The following is a 4,092-nucleotide window of genomic DNA, read 5'->3' as shown; positions in this document are numbered from 1 at the left end:
TGGGCCGCGGCGGAGGCGGAGCACCGGGCGCAAGCCGGGGCCGAGCAGGCGGGGAGCGCGGGGGCGGCGGAGCGGGCCGCGAACATCGGGGCGGCGGGGCGGACGGCGAACACCGGGGCGGGGCGGGCGGCGAACGCCGAGGCCGCGCGAACTGCACCCACCGGGGTGGCGGCGCGAGCGACGGACGCCGAGGCCGAGGAGTACGCGGCGAACGCCGAAGCGGAGGGCGAGGAAGGGGCGGGGGCCGGGGCACGGCAGTCGGCGCCGGAGCATGAGCTGCCGCTCCTGACCTCCGCCGACGAACTGCAGCGGGCCGTCATCCAGAACGACGTCCAAGTCGTCCTGCTGCTCGCCGGGCGGGCCGCCGCCCACGACGAGCTGCTCGCCGTGGTGCGCGGGCTCGGGTGCGAGTTGTGGGAGATCGACCCGCGCGGCCCGGCGGCCGCCCCGGCGCCGCGCGACGGGGCGCGGCCGCTGTACGTGGCCGGGTTCCGCTGCCGGCCGCTGCTGACCGCGCCCCTGTCGCGACGCACCAGCGCGGGCAAGCGCGCCCTCGACATCGCCGTGTCCGGCGCCCTCCTCCTGCTGGCCGGGCCGCTGCTGCTCACGTGCGCCCTGGTGCTGCGCGCCACGGAGGGACCGGGCGTGATCTTCCGCCAGGAACGCGTCGGCAAGGACGGCCGCCTGTTCACCGTCCTGAAGTTCCGTACCCACCGCCCCGCCGACTCCCAGGAGTCCGCCACCCGCTGGAGCGTCGCCGACGAGCACCGCATCAGCCCGTTCTGCCGCTTCCTGCGCAGCACCTCCCTGGACGAGCTGCCGCAGCTCTGGAACGTCCTGCGCGGCGACATGAGCCTGGTCGGCCCGCGCCCCGAACGCCCCTTCTTCGTCGACCGGTTCAGCCGCCGCTACCCCCACTACGCGCAGCGCCACCGCGTCCTGACCGGCGTCACCGGCCTCGCCCAGATCCACGGCCTGCGCGGGGACACCTCCATCGAGGACCGGTGCCGCTTCGACAACGCCTACATCGACAGCTGGTCGCTCTGGCAGGACCTGTGCATCCTGCTGCGCACCGTGGGCTGCCTGCTGCGCCGCACGGGGAGCTGAGGCCGTGTCCCACGCGCCCGCCCTCGCGCCCGCGCCCGCCCCCGAGGAGGCCGCCCAACCCGGCCGCCCCTTCGGCCAGTTGACCGGCCAGTTGACCCCCGCCCTGCGCGAAAGCCTGTCCGTCCTCCCCGTCGTCCTCCTGGTCGCCCTGCTCGCGCTGCCCGTCCCGGCCGGGGCCGACGAAGGCTCCGGCGGCACCGGCAGCCCCGCCGACGCCTTCTCCGCCCTGGTCGTCGGCTGCGCCCTCGTCCACGTCGTACGCACCGCGCGCCGCCCCCTCACCCGCGGCGCCGCCGTGGTCCTCGGCCTCCCGGTCGTCGGCATCACCGCCGCGGCGTGCGCCTCCACATCGGCGGCCACCGGGCTCACCGGGGCCGCGCGCTACCTCCAGGTCTTCGTCCTGGTACCGGCCGCCGTCCTGGTCCTCCTCCGCGACGCACGCCAATTCCGCCTGCTCGCCTGGGCGTTCGTCGCCCTCGCGCTGTTCCAGGGCGCGCTCGGCGCCCAGCAGAACCTCACCGGGACCGGCGCCTCGTACATGGGCGAGGACATCCGGGCCGTCGGCACCTTCGGTCCGACGGACGTGATGGGCATGGCGACGGTCGTGTCGTACGGGCTCGTGGCCGCCCTCGCCCTCGCCTTCCGGCCGGGCGCGCCCCGGCAGCGGACCGCCGCGCTGACCTGCGCGGGCCTGCTGACCGTGCCGCTCGCGCTGTCCTTCAGCCGGGGCGCGTGGATCGCCACGGTCGTGGCCTGCGCGGCGGTGCTGCTGCTCGCCGGGGTGCGCCGCGCGCTGCGCGCCGCGCTCGCCGCGACGGCGGCCGCCGTGGTCCTGGTGGCCGGGCTCGGCCTGGGCTCCCAGCTGCTCCAGGACCGGCTCAGCAGCATCACCCAGGTCACCGACGCCCCCGACCAGTCGGTCACCGACCGGTACGCGATGTGGGCCGCCTCCGTCGACATGTGGCGGGACCGGCCGGTGACCGGCGTCGGCCTCAAGGGCTTCCCCGAACACCGCGACAGCCACGCCTCCCTGGCCCTGTCCTCCGGCAGCGACACGGCGGGCGCAGGCGCCGAGTTCCGCCGCCAGCCGCTGCTCTCCCCGCACAACATGTACCTGCTCGTCCTCGGCGAACAGGGCCTCCTCGGCCTCCTCACCCTCGCGGGCGGGTGGCTCGCGCTGCTGGTGTGCGCGGTGCGCGGGTGGGCCCGTGCCAGGCGGGACCGCCGCCCGTCCCGGGCCGGGGAGCTGGACTGCGCCCTCGCCGCCTGCGGCCTGCTCGTCTGGCAGTTGGTCGACTTCATGTACGCCGACATCGGCGGCCCGTCCACGGTGCTCACGGCGGTGGCGCTCGGGGGGTGCGCCTGGTGGGGGCTGCGGCCCCGGGATACGTACGAGTCGTACGAGGCGGTGGGGGCGCGGTGACGATCCTGCCCGGCGCCAAGGTGGCGGCCCCCGCCGCGGACGCCCCCGCCGCAAACGCCCCGGTCGCCGACGCTCCGCCCGCCGACCCCGGCAATGCATTCCTCGCCAAGGCCGCCGCCGTCACCGCCGTGCTGACCGTCGCCGGGTCGCTCCTCGGGCTCGTACGCGATCAGGTGCTCGCGCACTTCTTCGGGGCCGGGAGCGACACCGACGCGTTCCTGGTGGCCTGGACCGTGCCGGAGATGGCGGCGACGCTGCTCATCGAGGACGGGCTCGCGTTCTTCCTGGTGCCGGCGTTCAGCCTGGCCCTCGTGCGGCGCGCGGCGGCGGACCCGGGTCCCGATCCGGTGCGCGCGCTGGTCGCCGCCTCGCTGCCCAGGATGGCCCTGTGCTTCGTGGCCGCGGGCCTCGTACTGATCGCCGCCGCCCCGCTCCTGGTCGCCGTGCTCGCCCCGGGCCTGCCGGACCCCGGGCTCGCCGTGGACTGCACCCGGCTGACCGCGACCTGCACCCTGACCTTCGGCCTGGCCGGCTACTGCAGCGCCGCCCTCCGCGCCCACCAGCGCTTCGTCGCGCCCGCGTCCGTGTACGTCGTCTACAACGCCGCCATCATCGCCGCCCTGTTCCTGCTCGCCGCGCCCTTCGGCGTGCGCGCGGCGGCGGCGGGCGTCGCGCTGGGCGGGGCGCTCATGGTCGTCGTCCAGGCGCCTTCCCTGTGGCGGCAGTTGCGCCACCGGCCCGTTCGGCTCGCGCCCCCGGCCGCGCCGCGTACGGAGGACGCACCGGCCGCGCGGCTGCAGAAGGCCGTCATCTGGACCGTGCTGCTGTTCGCGCTGTGCCGGCAGTCGCAGGTGCTGATCGAACGGTTCCTCGCGTCGTCGCTGCCCGCCGGGGCGATCTCGCATCTGAACTACGCGCAGAAGGTCGCGCAGATGCCGATGGTCCTCTCCCTGATGCTGTGCACCGTCACCTTCCCGGTGGTCGCGCGGGCCCTGGCCGAAGGCGACACCGACCGGGCGCGCGACCGCGTCGAACGGGACCTCGTGCTCGCCGCCTGCGTGGTGCTGTGCGGCGCGGCGGCGATCGTCGCGTGCGCGCCCGCGCTGGTCCGACTGCTCTTCGAACGGGGCGCGTTCACGGGCGCGGACACCGCCACCACGGCCGCCGTGATGCGGGTGTACGCGATCGGCCTGCTCGGGCACACCCTGGTCGGCGCGCTCGCCCGCGCGCACTTCTCCGTCGGCAGGACCACCTGGGCGCCGCTGGCCGCGATGGCCATCGGCATCGTCGCCACGGCCGGGCTCGGCTTCCTGACCGTCGGCACCTGGGGCGTGTACGGCATCGCGGGCGCCAACGCGGCCGGGATCTGCGTGACCGCGGTGCTCCTGCTGCACGCGCTCGGCCCGCGCGCCGTTCCGCTGCGCACCCGTGCCGTCGCCGGACAGCTGGCCCGCCTCGCGCTCGCCGCGGCCGGGGCGGCGGCGCTGGGTGCCTGGTGCGCGCACCACGTCGGGCCGCCCGCGCTCGCCGTCCTGGCGGGCGGCCTGGTCGTGGCCGTCTCC

General features: G+C 76.4%; 3 protein-coding genes. All 3 read left to right on the top strand.

Annotated features, from left to right (window positions below; genetic code table 11):
- The coding region (locus STRAU_RS31080; protein WP_052029360.1) for a sugar transferase at positions 1 to 1,107 on the top strand (1,107 nt) is incomplete at its 5' end.
- Positions 1,108 to 1,111: 4 nt separating this feature from the next.
- A complete protein-coding gene (locus STRAU_RS31075) occupies positions 1,112 to 2,530 on the top strand; it encodes an O-antigen ligase family protein (RefSeq protein ID WP_016644380.1) in 1,419 nt (472 codons plus the stop codon).
- A partial coding sequence (locus STRAU_RS31070; protein WP_052029359.1) for a lipid II flippase MurJ occupies positions 2,527 to 4,092 on the top strand: 1,566 nt, incomplete at its 3' end. The genes STRAU_RS31075 and STRAU_RS31070, both read left to right, overlap by 4 nt.

The sequence above is a fragment of the Streptomyces aurantiacus JA 4570 genome (assembly GCF_000414115.1).
GTDB lineage: Bacteria > Actinomycetota > Actinomycetes > Streptomycetales > Streptomycetaceae > Streptomyces > Streptomyces aurantiacus_A.
This window is presented reverse-complemented; position numbering and strand designations above follow the sequence as displayed.